We start from the raw sequence: 14,641 nt of genomic DNA on the forward strand, positions 1-14,641 counted from the left end.
CACGTTTCCCCCATGATGCTTTTCACGTCGCTCTCTGCCGTGCTGGCCGCGCTTATGCTGGCCGTCTCCAATAGTGCGGGAGAGGTCAGCGGCCGGCCGCTCGGGCACTGGACTCCATCGGACCGTCCTCTGGTGCGGGCGGACTCGACGCCGTTGTATACCGAGGAACAGGCCACGGCCGGAGCGGTGCTGTTTGGCCGCGTCTGTGCGGAGTGCCACGAGAAGAAGGACCTCACCAAGGCGGACTTCCGTGCCAAGTGGACGGGGCGTCCGATCCTGGACTTGTTCGAGTTGGTGAGGACCACGATGCCTGACAGCAACCCGGGCGGGCTCTCACGTGACGAGTATGCCGGGGCGCTGGCCTACATTCTCAAGCTCAACGGGCTTCCAGCCGGCGATACCCCGGTGATGCCAGACAGCAGCGCCATGAAGAACGTCAAACTCGAATTGCCGCCGCCGGCGCCCTGACAGGAACGCGCTCCGCGTGGAGCGGACAACTATTGACAGGGCCGTCTGAAATCCGTACGATGGCTCGCTGTCCAGTCTGCTGTTCCAGATCCCACCGTTCGTCGGACCTTTGCGCGCGGCCTCGCGGCGCGGTCCACCCCCGATTGACCTTTTCGGGCGCGGTTGCGCCCGTGAACCACCCAGGTGCCTTCGTGCGCGTATCGTGGCCTCACGCGAGCGCGCAAGTCGGTTTGCCGGGCCGCCCACCGTGGTCGGCTGAAGATCCTGCTCAGGGGAGACAACCACGCACGTGTTCCGATATGCTTGGCAATCGGTTCGAGGGCGACAGCGTTCAGCCATTCCCAACACGCCGAGTGGCGCCGCCGCGACCGTGCGCAGGGCACTGGGGGCACTGGCATCACTCGCCCTTCTGGGATGGACCCCTTTGATGGCACAGGGTGGCGGAACCGTCACTGGGCGCGTCGTGGACGCGGCAACCGGCCAACCGGTCGGGCAGGTTCGCATTCTGGTCACGGGAACCACGAACGGCACCCTGACCGGCGACAATGGTCGTTACACGCTGCGTGGTCTTACCGCTGGCCCCAATGTCATCGACATCAATCGCATCGGCTACGAGGCCAAGAAGGCGACGGTCACCGTCCTGGCGAACACCCCGGCCGTGGCCGATTTCCAGATCACCCAATCGGCGTTCTCGCTGGCGGCAGTGGTGACCACGGTCAGTGGCAACCAGCGCAAGGTCGAACTGGCCAATTCCACCACGCAAATCGCGGTGGCCGACAAGCTGGCCGAGTTGCCGGTGACGAACATGGGCGCGCTGCTCTCGGGTCGCGCCTCCAGTGTACAGGTGGTGCAAACGGGTGCTACCGGCACCGGCTCGCGCATCCGTATTCGCGGCCAGAACTCGTTCTCGCTCAGCAACGATCCGATCGTCGTCATCGACGGCATTCGGGCCACGTCCACAACGAACAACGGTTTGGGTGTCGGTGGCTCAGGTCCGTCCCGACTGGACGATATCAACCCGGCTGAAATCGAGACCATCGAAGTGGTGAAGGGTCCGTCGGCCGCCACGCTGTACGGCACCGAGGCCGCCAACGGCGTGATCGTGATCACGACCAAGCGCGGCAAGTCGGGCAAGACGCGCTACTCGGTGTCGGCGGAAAGCCGGAACGATCGCCAATCCGTTGACTATCCGGATATGTGGTCGTTGTGGGGCAAGACCACGGCGGCGCCCACGGTCTCCTCTATTTGTCTGCTGTCGGCCGTTGCGGCCAAGACGTGCACGGTAGACTCGCTGTCGCATGGCAATGTGCTGAACGATGATCGCCTGTCCCCGATCGACAAGGGCAATCGCGAGCAGTACAGCTTCCAGGCCTCGGGCGGTTCCGATCAGGTCCAGTTCTTCGTCTCCGGGCAGACCGAGCATGAAGCGGGTGTCTACAAGATGCCCGACGCGGAAGTTTCGCGGCTGCTCACCCGCCGCGGCGTGGGTCAGCTGCCGTCCACGCAGGTCCGTCCCAACGCACTCAGTCGCAACAGCCTGCGCGCCAACCTGTCGGCCCGCCTGGCATCGAATCTGTTCGTGCAGGTGTCGTCGGCGTACGTCAACAGTGACCTGCGCTTGCCGCAGAACGAGGACAACGCCAACGGCCTGATGGTAGCGGCGCTGGGAGGCGCCTGGCGCGGCGACCTGCTGGATGCGCAGGGCGACTCCCTGCGTGGCTATCGCTCCTTCATGATGGGCGATGTGTTGTCGCAGACCACGACATTCGGCATCAACCGCTTCATCAACGGCGTCAATGCGCAGTACAACCCGTTCTCGTGGTTGGCCACGCGCGCGTCGGTCGGTCTCGACTTCACCGGCCGCAACGAGCTGTTCCTGTCCAAGGTTGGCGAAGGCCCGAACACGGGAACCACGCGGACGGGCAACATCACCAGCACGCGTGCCGACATCAATCAGCAGACGGTCGACTATGGGGCCACCGGCACGTTCCAACTGCTGCCGTGGCTCAACTCCAAGACGTCGGTCGGCATGAATTACATCCGCACTGCCCTCAACCAGACCAGCGGTACGGGCATCGCCCTGCCGCCGGGCGGCGTGACAGTGTCGACGGCGGCGACGCGGTCCAGCACCCAGACGCGCTCGGAAAACCGCACGCTGGGCTATTTCGTCGAACAGCAGCTTGCCATTCATGACAAGTTGTTCCTCACCGGCGGTGTCCGTCGCGATGCGGCCAGCGCGTTCGGCAAGAACTTCAACGCCGTGTATTACCCGAAGCTTGGCGCATCATGGTTGGTGTCGGAACAGTCGTTCTTTCCGAAGCCCAGCTGGATGAACTCGCTGCGGTTGCGCGGCACCTATGGAGCTTCGGGGCAGATCCCCGGTGCCACGGCCGCCGTGTTGTACTACTCGGCCGGACCGACCACGCTTTCCACCGGCAGCGACACACCGGGCGCCTCGCTGGGATCGCTCGGCAATTCCGTGCTGAAGCCCGAGTTCTCGGCCGAGACCGAGTTCGGCTTCGACCTGACGATGCTGTCCGGACGCACCAACCTCGAGGTGACGTCGTACAACAAGAACACAACGGACGCCCTGATCAACATTCTGATTGCGCCGTCTTTGTCGGGGCTGACCAATCAGTTCGTGAACATCGGCAACATCCGCAATACGGGCGTGGAGCTGACCTTCAATCAGAAGGTGATGGACACCAAGCAGTTCGCGCTCGACCTGACGCTTACGGGGTCGACCAACAAGAACCGCATGCTGAAACTGGGTGAGGGCGTCTCGCCCATTGCCAGCGGAAACCGCAACACGCAACGCAATTTGCCTGGGTATCCGCTGTACGGTCTGTGGGACAAGAATATCAAGTACAACGATGCCAACGCCGACGGCATCATCGTGCTGAGCGAACTGACGTACAGCGATACGGCGGTATTCCAGGGTGGCACGTTCCCGACCCGTGAAATCGCGTTCAGCCCGAGCATCGAGCTGCTCAACCACAAGCTGCGCATCTCTTCGCAGTTCGACAGCAAGTGGGGCTTCCTCAAGTTCAACAACACGCTGCGTCATCAGTGCATGAACGGCGTGTCCTGCCGCGGGCGCTACGACCAGAGTGCGTCGCTGCAGGAGCAGGCGAACGCGCTGGCCACGTCACAGTCGGTGTTTACCGGGATGTTCGAAGACGGAGCCTTCACCCGTTGGCGCGAAGCGTCGGTGTCGTACGAAATGCCCACCAAGTGGGCCAACGCCATGCGCGCCGAACGGTGGAGTGTGGTCCTTACGGGCCGTAACCTCGGCGTGAAGACCAAGTACAAGGGCGTCGATCCCGAGGCCGCTGCATCCAATAGCGACACGCGTGGCAATGAGGAGTACTTTGCCACTCCACCGCTGCGCTACTTCACGTTGCGTATGAACTTCTCTTTCTGAGGCGAGCGATACATGAACTTCTCTTCCGCCGCTCGCCGGGCACTCCGTCCGGTTGGCACCGTGGCTGCGGCCATGGCGTTGGCCAGTTGCAGCAACAAAATCCTGACCGTCGATACGCCCGACGTGCTTTCGCAGTCGGCGCTTGGCGGCAGTCTTGGGGCCACCACGCTGCGTAACGGCTCCATGCAGGACTTCGTCGTCGGCTTCTCCGGCACCATCGATGGGTTCCTGGTGTCGACCGGCAATATGGCCGACGAAATCCAGACGTCAGACACCTTTGCCGATCGGTACTTCACCGACGGACGCGCGCAAACCGAAGTGCTCGGTGGCGCGACGAACACCATGTACAACGGGCTGCATCTGGCCCGTGCCGGACTCACGTCGGCTATTGTGGCCTGGGCCAAGGTCAAGCCCACCACGTCGGCCGCCAAGGACTCACTCAGCGAGATGTACTCCATTCGCGGGTACACCGAAGACTTCTTCGCTGAAGCGTACTGCTCGGGCGTGCCGTTCAGCATAGTGAGCGGCGACGGTTCGTTCATCTTTGGGCAACCGCTCACTACGGCGCAGATGCTGGCGGTTGCCGGAAGCTCGTTGGACAGCGCGACAACGCTGGCCACAGGTACGTCCTACAAGAATCTTGCCGCCGTCGGGAAGGCGCGCGTACTGGTCAACCTGGGGCAGTTCTCCCAGGCGGCTGCGGCTGTTGGCAGTGTGCCGACCAACTTCAAGTACACGCTGTACCACTCCGTGGCTACCGGCCGACAGCAGAACGGCGTGTTCAACGCGACGTTCCAGTCCGCTTCACGCTACACGGTGGGGACCAGCGAAGGCATCAACGGCTTGAACTTCCTTACCACACCGGCCGATCCCCGTGTGCCGTGGACGGCGTCCACGCGCGTAGGCTTTGACGGTACCAGCCGGAACCTGCCCGTGGAGCAGAAGTACCCGGCGCAGAACTCGGCGGTGGTGCTGGCCGACGGCATCGAAGCGCGTCTCATTGAAGCTGAGGCGCGGCTGAACGCCACGTCGGGTGGTTCACAGGGAGATCGCGATGCGGTGTTTGCGCTGCTCAACACCCTGCGTGCCACGGGACTCGCCACGGCCATCGCGCCGCTGCCGACGTCGCCAACCACGCAGGACGCCGCGGTGGATATGCTGTTCAAGGAGCGGGCATTCTGGATGTGGCTGACCGGCCATCGCATGGGTGATATGCGTCGCCTCATTCGCCAGTACGGACGTGCGGCGAACACGGTATTCCCAACCGGCCCGATGTCGTTACGGCCGGGCTCCACGTACGGCAGCGACGTGAACTTCATCGTACCGTTCCCGGAGAGAAACAACCCGAACTTCACGGGCTGCCTCAATCGGAATCCGTAAGTCGGTTTGATAGTCGAGATACGAAACGGGCGGGCCAGTGATGGCCCGCCCGTTCTGTTTGTGCCTCGGTGCTCGCTGCGATTGCGGTGGTATGTCACCGAAATCCCATGCGACAATCGCGTGCACACGGTGCGTTGCGACTGAGTCTCAGCGTCCGCCCACCTTGCGTCCGATATCCACGGCCTTGAAGCCACCGTCGCCCCAGCCAATCACGAATACGCTGAACCCCTGATTCATGCGCATTTCGATGTCTGCCGCGCCGGCGGGATAGCCGCAGGGCACCTTGAATTCCTTGCAGGCCGCCAGCACCTGCTGAATGGCAGCTTCCCAACCCTTCTCATCGAACACCCGTTGACCGTTCGCGTCGGGCGGGCTGAAAACACCGCGCAGCGTGCCGGCGCCTGGAAAGAGCACACCAATGCCTTTGACGGCGGCAATCTCTCGAATGTGCGCGAGTCCTTCCTTGCTCTCCACAATGGTGAAATTGACCAGCTCACCCTTCGGATTGAGCGGCCACACATCGGCCTTCTCGCGGTACTCCTTGTCACTCAGCCCCCATCGCGCGGCCGCATCGCCGACTTGGTCCGGGCGGGTACCGCCTTTCGACTTGAAACGCATCATCGCCAGGCCCTGTTTCACCTCATCGGCGCTCTCGACTCCGACAAAGACGATGCCCGCCACGCCAAGATCCAATTGCTTGGCGATGCGTTCACCAGCCTTCGCAGGATCGGGTGCGATCTCCGGCGTCTTTACAAACAGCGGGTGTGAGAATCGCTTTGCGGGTGATGTCTGCAGCATCCCGGCGGCGGCCATGCCCTTTGAAAATTCGGAAAACCCGGCATATCCGATATCAAAGTTGCCCTCCATACTGCCATCGAAGATGTAGTCCGTCAGCTTGTAGGCCACCGCGTCGGCGGCCAACTGCGCCGGCGATTTGACCGAGTCCGGCGGCAGAGCCGGTTGCCCGCCTCGGCCACCACGGCGGTTGGCCGGCGCATATAGCCCGAATACCGGCTTGCGACCCGCCAGCAGGTCAACGACCGGGTTCATATGAGGCTGGGCGATTGCCGTCTGTGGTCCGACGAACGTTGACACGGCCGAAACCGTCAAAATCCAGCGCATGCGCACGTGGTGTTCCTCCTTGAGGATTGGCAGCCCATCCGGGCCTCCAACAGAGCACGCCTGTGCCCCGTAGGTACTGGTAACGCCGACTATCTACGCCCCGGTTGAATGGGAGTGCAAGAGATACGCGGCAGGCGCACCAGTGGTTGATGTCACCGCGCGATGTTCGCTCTTGCTGCACGGTCGAGTCCGTAACAACTTTGAGGGGCTCCCCGTCGTTTCCCGCCCAGACCCTGAGGACCGGGCATGTTGTCACACGTCGCCGCCCGCGCGAGCATCGCGCTGCTGCTTGCTTTGGTGATCGTCGACAGTCCGGCCGCCCAGAACGCGACTCGGATTGTGCCCGCGGCGTTCACGCGATTGGCGGGCCCCGGCCACGGCCGGACCGCCTCGCCACGAACGTACGCCTCGCATGCGGTTCCGCGACCGGCGCCGACGGTCATCGCTCCCGAAGCGTTGACCGGGGTCGTCAAGAAGACATGCGCCGGGTGCCACAGCGAGCAGCGTAAGCTGGGCAATCTGGTTCTGGCCAACTTTGACCTCGCGTCCGTGGCCAATCTGTCGCCGGAAATCGCCGAGAAGATGATTGGCAAGTTGCGCACGGGTATGATGCCGCCCCCCGGACGCCCGGCCGGGTGGTGACACGCTTGACGTGCTCATGACGACGCTCGAACGGTTGATGGATGCCAAGGCGGCACGCTCGCCGAATCCGGGGATGCGCACCTTTCAGCGACTGAACCTCGCGGAATACCAGCGTTCGGTGCACGAGGTGCTGGCCATCGACATTGATCCGGCGTCGTGGCTGCCGCTCGACACGAAGAGCGCGAACTTCGACAACATTGCCGATGTGCAGATGCCATCGGCCACGACGCTCGATGCCTATCTCGACGCGGCCAGCGATATCGCGCGACTCGCGGTGGGCGATCCCAAGGCGAGCGTGTCGACCGGCACCTACAAGATTGCGCGCCTGGCGTCGCAGTTGGAAACGGTGGACGGGGCGCCGCGCGGTACGCGCGGTGGCGTATCCGCGATTCACAACTTTCCGGCCGACGGAGAGTACGTTTTCGCGGTGACGTTGCATGCGATTCCCACCGGGCAGTTGTACGGCTCGACGGCGCCATTCGACGAAAAGATCGAGATCTCCGTCAATGGCGAACGCGTCGCGCTGCTGGACATCGATCGCGGGATGTCGCAGGCTGACCCGCTGGGTATGGATATCCGCACCAAGCCCATCCAGGTTCGGGCCGGACCGCAGCGCATCACCGCGGCCTACACCCGCACCTTCGAGGGGCCGGTCAACGACAACATCGCGCCCATCGGACACAGTATTGCCGATACGCAGATCGGGTCACAGGCTGGCGTGACCATCCTGTCGCATCTGCAGAGCTTCGCGGTGACGGGCCCGTATAACCCCACCGGAGTGTCGGACACGCCCAGTCGTCGTCGCATTTTCAGTTGCCGTCCCACCTCGACGACCGAGGCACGTCCGTGCGCCGAGCGCATTGTCGCGCGACTGGGCGCCGCGGCGTATCGGCGTCCGCTGAGCGCCGGTGACGTGAAGTCGCTGATGGCGTTTTATGATGAAGGCGCCAAGCAGGGATTCGAGATGGGTGTGCGATCGGCGGTGGAAGCGATTCTGGCCAGTCCACATTTCATCTTCCGAGTTGAGGAAGTACCGGCGTCGGCCAAGCCTGGCGATCTGCTGGCGGTGGGCGGACTGGATCTCGCTGCGCGGTTGTCGTTCTTCCTGTGGGGAGCGCCGCCGGATTCCACGCTGCTGTCGCTTGGACGTCGCGGACTGCTGGCAGATACCACGGTGCTCGTGGCGCAAACCCGGCGTCTGCTGGCCGATCCGCGGGCCGAGGCGCTGGCGACACGGTTTGCCGCCCAATGGCTGCGGCTGCAGGACATCGACAAGGTGCATCCGGATGCCCTGCAGTATCCGGATTTCCATGAGCAGTTGGCGTTGGATATGCGGCGTGAAACCGAGCTGTTCTTCCATCATCTGGTGCAGGACAATCGCTCGTTGCTGGAGATGTACACGGCGAATTACTCGTACATGAATGAGCGGCTGGCCCACCATTACGGCATTGCCGGCGTCACCGGTGACGCGTTCCGGCGTGTTCCGTACGCGGATAGCACGCGCACCGGCATCTTCGGTCATGGGTCGGTGTTGACGCTCACGTCGCACGCCAATCGCACGTCCCCTGTGCTGCGTGGCAAGTGGGTGATGGAGGTGCTGATGGGATCGCCGCCGCCGCCGCCGCCGCCGAATGTGCCCGACCTGGAGAAGACCGGTGCCAGCAAGGAAGGCCGTATGCTGACCACCCGTGAGCGCATGGAGATGCATCGCGACAACGCGTCGTGCCGGTCGTGCCATCAGTTCATCGATCCGATCGGCCTGGCGCTGGACAACTTCGACGTGAACGGGCAGTGGCGCATTCGGGAGAACGGCACGGCGCTGGATACCCGCGGCGACTTTTACGACGGCACCAAGATCTCCAGCCCGTTGGAGTTGCAGCGGGCGCTGCTGAAGCGACCGGTGCCGTTGGTGCGCGCCTTTACCAGCAATCTCATGGCATACGCGCTGGGTCGTCGCATCGAGTATTACGATCAGGCGGCCATCCGACGCATCGAAGGTTCGGCGCGCGCCAACAACTACCGCCTGCAGGATTTCGTGATCGGCGTCGTCAAGAGCGATGCCTTCCGCATGCGCCGCCTGCCGGTGGCGCAGTCCACATCACCGTCCACTGGCGCGGCAAACAGCCGCGGCCAGTAGTCACCCGCTCATACCGTCACGGAGTACAGCACCCATGCATTTTCTGAGCGGAAAGGCGATGCCGCGCCGACAGTTTGTCCAGGGGTTGAGCGCCACGTTTGCGCTACCCTATCTCGATGCCATGCTGCCCACGGGCCGCGGCGCGTGGCGGGCCGCCAACAAGGCGCCTCGCCTGGTGGCGATCGAGATGGTGCACGGGGCCGCCGGCTGCAACGAGTACGGCGCCAAGATGAACATGTGGTCGCCGGCGGCGGCGGGTCGGCAGTTCGACCTGAGTCCCACGGCGCTGCACACGCTCGATCCATACCGGGACTATCTCACGATCATCAGCAACACCGATGTGCGCGAGGCCGAACCCACGTCGCCGAATGAAATTGGCGGCGATCACTTTCGCTCGAGCGCGACGTTCCTGACGCAGGCGCATGCGAAGCAGACCGAAGGGTCCGACGTGAAGGTCGGCACGTCGCTCGATCAGCTCTATGCCAAACGCTTCGGGCAGGACACGCCGATTCCGTCGATGCAGTTGTGCATCGAGAACGTCGACCAGGCGGGCGGCTGCGCGTATGGGTACGCCTGCGTGTACACCGACTCCATCAGCTGGTCGTCGCCCAGTGATCCGCTGCCGGTAATCCGGGACCCGCGTGTGGCCTTCGAGAAGCTCTTCGGCGTGGGCGGATCATCTGCCGAGCGGGCCGAGCGTCGACGCACGCGTCGCAGCATTCTGGACTTCGTCTCGGGCGAGATGTCCTCGCTGAAGTCGACGCTGGGGCCTGCCGACAAACAACGACTGGATCGGTACCTCGAAGACATTCGCGAGGTTGAGCGTCGCATCCAGCGCGTTGAGGCGCGCAACAGCAGCGGGGAAGTCCGCGCGTTGCCGGAAGCGCCAGCCGGTGTGCCGGATTCGTTTGCCGAACATGTGAAGCTGATGTTCGACATTCAGGCGTTGGCGTTCGCGGCCGATGTGACGCGCGTGTTCTCCTTCAAGATGGGTCGCGACGGGTCCAGTCGTACCTATCCAGAGAGCGGCACCGACAAGCCGTTCCACCCCGCGTCGCATCACGGCGGCACGGAGAAGGGGGTGAAAGATTTTCACCTGATCAACAAGTATCACGTGTCGATGTTGCCGTACTTCCTGGACAAGCTCAAGAGCATCCCGGAGGGTGACGGCAACATGCTTGACCAGACGATGATCATCTACGGATCGCCGATGGGCGACTCCAACCTGCACAACCATCGCCGGTGTCCGCTCATTCTGCTGGGGCACGCTGGCGGGCGTCTGGGCGGCAATCAGCACATCAAGGCGCCCGATGGCACGCCGATGGCCAACGCCATGCTCAGCATGATGCATACGCTGGGGATGGAGGATACGAAGAGTTTCGGCGACAGCACGGACGCGTTGACGCTCAGCGCCAATGTCTGATTCGGCGCAGGGACGGATGTCGCGTCGTCGACGCGTGCTGGCGGGCGCGTGGCTGGCCGGAGCGATGCTGTTGTTTACGGCAGCGAGATTGGCGCCCCCGGAGTCGGCCATTGCCGACGCGGTGATGCGAGGCGACAGTGCGGCCGTGCGCCTGTTGCTGCGGCAGGGCGCTGATGTGAACGCGGCGCAGGCCGATGGCATGACGGCGTTGCATTGGGCGGCCACGCGTGGGGACGCCGACCTGGCGCGCATGCTGGTCTTCGCCGGTGCACGGGTGGAGGCGTTGACGCGCAACGGCAATTACACGCCGCTGCATCTGGCCGCGCGCGCCGGACGAGCGGCGGCGGTGAAGGCGCTGCTGGCCGGTGGCGCGGATGTGAAGGCGGTTACCAGCACCGGTGGCGCGGCCGCGTTGCACTTTGCCGCATCGAATGGTGATGTGGAATCGGTGATGGCGCTGCTCGACAAGGGCGCTGTGGTGGATGTCCGTGAAGGCGCGTGGGCGCAGACGCCATTGATGTGGGCGGCGTCAGCGAATCGGGTGCGGGCCATGGAGATCCTGATCACACGAGGCGCCGACATCGAGGCCGTGTCCAAGATCGAGGATATCCCGGCGCGAGAACGTGCTGATCGGACGATGCTGACGACACGCGCTCGTCGGGTGGCGGCGATGAAGGCGGCCGATCAGGCGCCGTTGGCGGCCAGCGTCGTGCCATTGGGCGGTCGTGGCGCGCCGGACGCCGCCGGCGCCGCCGGGGCGTCGTCAGCGGCAACGATGTCGGCGGACACTCTTCGGCGAGTCGCCGCGCCAGCCAAGCCGGTGGTCGCAGCATCATCGGCGCCCGCCGTTCCGGCGGGTGGGAGAAGCGGTGCCGCTCCCGCGGCCACCGGGGATTCGGCGCGCCCGAATACCGGATTCAACGCCCGTGGGCCGTCCTACGGCGAATTGATCGGCAACAAGGGTGGACTGACGCCACTGCTGTTTGCGGTCCGTGACGGGAGTCTGGAAGCAGTTGAGGCGTTGCTCAAGTCGGGTGCCAAGATCAATCACGTGAGCGATGGCGATCACACCAGCCCGCTGTTGATGGCGACGATCAATGGTCGCTTTGACATGGCGAGGATGCTGTTGGAGAAAGGGGCGGATCCCAAGCTGGCCAGTGAGGCCAACGCAACGCCGCTGTATGCCACGATCAACATTCAGTGGGCCGCCAAGTCGTTATATCCGCAGCCCACGGCGCAGTTGCAGCAACAAACGACCCACCTGCAATTGATGGAAGCGCTGATCAAGGCCGGCGCCGATGTGAATGCGCGCCTCACCAAGCATCTCTGGTACATGTCCTTCAACTTCGACCTGCTCGGTGTGAATACCACCGGGGCCACGCCGTTCTGGCGTGCCGCATACGGCACCGACGTCGACGCCATGAAGCTGCTGGTGAAGTACGGTGCCGATCCGAACATTCCCACGCTCAAGCCGGTCGGACGACTGCCGGGCGATGACGCTCCAGCAGACGAAGACGGCGCCGCGGGGAAGGATCCCTCCGGAATGCCCCCGATTCCTGCCGGTGGCCCTGGCGTGTATCCGATTCATGCCGCATCGGGTGTGGGCTATGGCGAAGGATTCGCCGCCAACTCACATCGCCACGCCCCCGATGGCTGGCTGCCGTCGATGAAATACCTGATTGAGGAGTTGCATGCGGATGTGAATCTCCGTGACCATAACGGCTACAACCCGATTCATCATGCCGCGGCTCGCGGCGACAACGAGCTGATCACGTATCTCGCCAGCAAGGGCGGGGATATCATGGCGATCAGTCGTCGCGGACAAACCACGGTGGACATGGCGAACGGCCCCGTGCAACGTGTGCCGCCATTTCTCGAGACGGTCGACCTGCTGGTGAAGATGGGGGCCAAGAACAGTAACAAGTGCAAGTCGTGTTGATACCGAGTACCGAGTACCGAGTACCGAGTACTGAGTACTGAGTACTTGGTACTTAGTACTTGGTACTGGGTACTTGGTATTTAGTACTTGGTACTTAGTTCTCAGTCATCATGACTGAGCTCATACTTCCGCTGTTCATGCATCCGATCGACGCCTTGCGCCTGGTCTCGGCGCTTGGCGGCCTGCATGGATTTTCCGCGCGTTGACTCCGTCTTGACGCTGGGAAGCGACATCTGCTTTTCCAGCGCCACACTGCCACACGCCGGACACGCTGGCGCCGCACTGCCACGCACCAATGCTTCAAACGGATGCTGGCAATCGCTGCAGACGAAATCGAAGATCGGCATGATGGTTTCTCCCGTTCACCTGAATTCACCGAGGATCTGATGTTCCGCCTTTCGATCCACGTCGTACCCGTTCTGCTTACTCTCGCTGCCGCACCGGCGTTGGCACAAGGGGCGCGGCAGCCGGTCATACCGGCTGGCCAGAGTGCGTCGCCGACGCTGACCCCGGGTATTCGCGTAGGGAACATGGTATTTGCGTCCGGCCAGTTGGGACTCCGGCGCGACGCGCCGGATTCCACGATTCAGGGACAGACCAAGGTGGCGCTCGAGAACACGCAGAAAGTGTTCGAGGCGGCCGGCACGACCATGGCCAATGCGGTCAAGTGCACGGTCTTCCTGATCGACCTGAAGGATTTTGCCGGGATGAATGCGGCCTACCGGGAATTCTTCCCGACATCACCGCCGGCTCGCTCGACCGTGGTGGTCGCGGCGCTTGTGTCGGCCGGGGCCAAGGTCGAGATCGAGTGCTCCGCCGCGATCCCGTAAACGCCATGTAGGGATCGCGACGGAACTACCCGCAGCCGGTCAGGGCTTTCTGGGCCAGACCACGCCCTGATTGGCGCGGGTGACCGATCCAATCCCCTTGTAGGCGAACTTCTGCAGACGCTTCCCCTCGTACGTCTCGGTCGTGTAGACGTTGCCTTTCGAGTCGGTGGCAATGCTGTGGACCGCAAAGAACTGTCCGGGTTGACGACCTCCATCGCCGAAGCTGGTGAGGATCTCCAGCGACTGGCGGTCCATCACGTACACCCGTTCGTTCTTGCCGTCGGCCAGGTACAGATACTTCTGCGCCGCGTCGCGGGAGAAAGCGATGTCCCACACCGATCCGTCGCCTCGCGTGGCGGGCGCGATCCGCACTTCCTTCACGAACTGCCCGTCTTTCTTGAACACCTGGATGCGATCGTTCGGGCGGTCACAGACGTACACCAGGCCATCGGTGCTGGGCTCCGCGCAGTGCACGGGATTGCGGAACTGTTTGGCCAACGGCGCGCTGGGGTCGTACGGGCCCAGATTGGCATCGTCCGGCTTGTTGCCGTAGGCACCCCAATACCGCTTGAGGGCGCCGGTCTTCATGTCGAGCACGGCCACGCGCTTGTTGCCATATCCGTCGGCGACGAATGCCTCCTGTGCCTTCACATCAAAGGAGATCTTGGCAACCCGGCCAAAGTGGGTGCTGTCGTTGCTGCTCGGATTCTGCCCCGGCTTCCCGATCTGCATCAGGAACTTGCCGTCGTGCGTAAACTTGAGCATGTGGGAATCGACGCGACCATTGCCCCCGATCCACACGTTGTCCTTATCGTCGATACTGATCCCATGATTCGATGACGGCCACTCGTACTCCTTTCCCGGACCACCCCACGCCTTGACCAGATTGCCTTCGGGATCGAACTCGACGATCGGGGGCGCCGACTGGCAGCATTCCGCAATGGGCGGCGTGGCGTTCATGCCGGCTTCGGTGCGCTGGTTCAGCGTGGAATCGCCACGATGGATGATGAACACGTGGTCGCGGCTGTCGATGCCGACGCCGATCACCGAGCCGAGGATCCAGTGGTTGGGCAGCGGCTTCGGCCAGACCGGGTCCACCTCAAAACGCGGCGCCTGCACCAATTGCCGATCGGCCGCGCCCAGCTTCGCCTGCGCGACGGCGAGGGCCACTATCGCCACTCCAAGTCCCAGCCCGACGAACGCCTTGTTCGACTGCCTCATCAGTGCCTCTCCAGCGCGCAGCCTCATCGGGGTGGGGGACCCCTGTGTTCTGCGC

11 protein-coding genes are annotated in these 14,641 nt (G+C 63.4%); 8 read left to right on the top strand and 3 right to left on the bottom strand.

All coding sequences use genetic code 11. The annotated features are described in order from the left end of the window. Positions 1-12: 12 nt before the first annotated feature. The 3 genes from IPP90_19680 to IPP90_19690 all read left to right on the top strand — a co-directional run bounded on the left by IPP90_19680 (position 13) and on the right by IPP90_19690 (position 5,272). Entirely contained in the window at positions 13-468 is a 456-nt protein-coding gene (locus IPP90_19680) for a cytochrome c (protein MBL0172881.1), read from the top strand. A 289-nt stretch (positions 469-757) separates the two neighbouring features. Beyond that, the gene (locus tag IPP90_19685) at positions 758-3,892 is read left to right on the top strand and encodes a SusC/RagA family TonB-linked outer membrane protein (GenBank protein MBL0172882.1); all 3,135 of its coding nucleotides are present in this window, start codon (positions 758-760) and stop codon (positions 3,890-3,892) included. Positions 3,893-3,904: 12 nt separating this feature from the next. After that, positions 3,905-5,272, top strand: coding sequence for a hypothetical protein (locus IPP90_19690; GenBank protein ID MBL0172883.1), 1,368 nt, complete (start codon positions 3,905-3,907; stop codon positions 5,270-5,272). A 147-nt stretch (positions 5,273-5,419) separates the two neighbouring features. Here IPP90_19690 and IPP90_19695 read toward each other — a convergent pair whose 3' ends face one another. Further along, positions 5,420-6,400: a hypothetical protein gene (locus tag IPP90_19695; protein MBL0172884.1), complete on the bottom strand. Its 981-nt coding sequence runs from the start codon at positions 6,398-6,400 to the stop codon at positions 5,420-5,422. A gap of 240 nt (positions 6,401-6,640) precedes the next feature. Here IPP90_19695 and IPP90_19700 point away from each other — a divergent pair, with 240 nt between their 5' ends. From IPP90_19700 to IPP90_19715, 4 genes are read left to right on the top strand one after another with little or no spacing between them, the layout of a single operon-like run. Continuing rightward, positions 6,641-7,036, top strand: a complete 396-nt coding sequence (locus tag IPP90_19700; protein ID MBL0172885.1) for a hypothetical protein — start codon at positions 6,641-6,643, stop codon at positions 7,034-7,036. A 16-nt stretch (positions 7,037-7,052) separates the two neighbouring features. Then, the gene (locus IPP90_19705; protein MBL0172886.1) at positions 7,053-9,173 is read left to right on the top strand and encodes a DUF1592 domain-containing protein; all 2,121 of its coding nucleotides are present in this window, start codon (positions 7,053-7,055) and stop codon (positions 9,171-9,173) included. A gap of 34 nt (positions 9,174-9,207) precedes the next feature. Next, positions 9,208-10,596: a DUF1552 domain-containing protein gene (locus IPP90_19710; protein MBL0172887.1), complete on the top strand. Its 1,389-nt coding sequence runs from the start codon at positions 9,208-9,210 to the stop codon at positions 10,594-10,596. Next, entirely contained in the window at positions 10,589-12,535 is a 1,947-nt protein-coding gene (locus IPP90_19715; protein ID MBL0172888.1) for an ankyrin repeat domain-containing protein, read from the top strand. Before IPP90_19710 ends, IPP90_19715 begins: the two co-directional genes overlap by 8 nt. 101 nt (positions 12,536-12,636) lie before the next feature. Here IPP90_19715 and IPP90_19720 read toward each other — a convergent pair whose 3' ends face one another. Beyond that, a complete protein-coding gene (locus IPP90_19720) occupies positions 12,637-12,882 on the bottom strand; it encodes a zinc ribbon domain-containing protein (protein ID MBL0172889.1) in 246 nt (81 codons plus the stop codon). A 39-nt stretch (positions 12,883-12,921) separates the two neighbouring features. On the opposite strand from IPP90_19720, the gene IPP90_19725 reads away from it, so the two are divergent. After that, the gene (locus tag IPP90_19725; protein MBL0172890.1) at positions 12,922-13,365 is read left to right on the top strand and encodes a RidA family protein; all 444 of its coding nucleotides are present in this window, start codon (positions 12,922-12,924) and stop codon (positions 13,363-13,365) included. Positions 13,366-13,404: 39 nt separating this feature from the next. On the opposite strand, the gene IPP90_19730 is transcribed toward IPP90_19725, so the two are convergent. Continuing rightward, positions 13,405-14,586, bottom strand: coding sequence for a hypothetical protein (locus IPP90_19730; protein ID MBL0172891.1), 1,182 nt, complete (start codon positions 14,584-14,586; stop codon positions 13,405-13,407). Positions 14,587-14,641 lie beyond the last annotated feature (55 nt).

It is taken from the genome of Gemmatimonadaceae bacterium (genome assembly GCA_016720905.1).
Lineage (GTDB): Bacteria > Gemmatimonadota > Gemmatimonadetes > Gemmatimonadales > Gemmatimonadaceae > Gemmatimonas.

What these genes read in the sequence shown, in the direction of transcription:
- IPP90_19680 (MBL0172881.1), top strand. Translation starts at nt 13, where the DNA reads ATGATGCTTTTCACGTCGCTCTCTGCCGTGCTGGCCGCGCTTATGCTG.
- IPP90_19690 (MBL0172883.1), top strand. Translation starts at nt 3,905, where the DNA reads ATGAACTTCTCTTCCGCCGCTCGCCGGGCACTCCGTCCGGTTGGCACC.
- IPP90_19700 (MBL0172885.1), top strand. Translation starts at nt 6,641, where the DNA reads ATGTTGTCACACGTCGCCGCCCGCGCGAGCATCGCGCTGCTGCTTGCT.
- IPP90_19705 (MBL0172886.1), top strand. Translation starts at nt 7,053, where the DNA reads ATGACGACGCTCGAACGGTTGATGGATGCCAAGGCGGCACGCTCGCCG.
- IPP90_19710 (MBL0172887.1), top strand. Translation starts at nt 9,208, where the DNA reads ATGCATTTTCTGAGCGGAAAGGCGATGCCGCGCCGACAGTTTGTCCAG.
- IPP90_19715 (MBL0172888.1), top strand. Translation starts at nt 10,589, where the DNA reads ATGTCTGATTCGGCGCAGGGACGGATGTCGCGTCGTCGACGCGTGCTG.
- IPP90_19720 (MBL0172889.1), bottom strand. Translation starts at nt 12,882, where the DNA reads ATGCCGATCTTCGATTTCGTCTGCAGCGATTGCCAGCATCCGTTTGAA.
- IPP90_19725 (MBL0172890.1), top strand. Translation starts at nt 12,922, where the DNA reads ATGTTCCGCCTTTCGATCCACGTCGTACCCGTTCTGCTTACTCTCGCT.
- IPP90_19730 (MBL0172891.1), bottom strand. Translation starts at nt 14,586, where the DNA reads ATGAGGCAGTCGAACAAGGCGTTCGTCGGGCTGGGACTTGGAGTGGCG.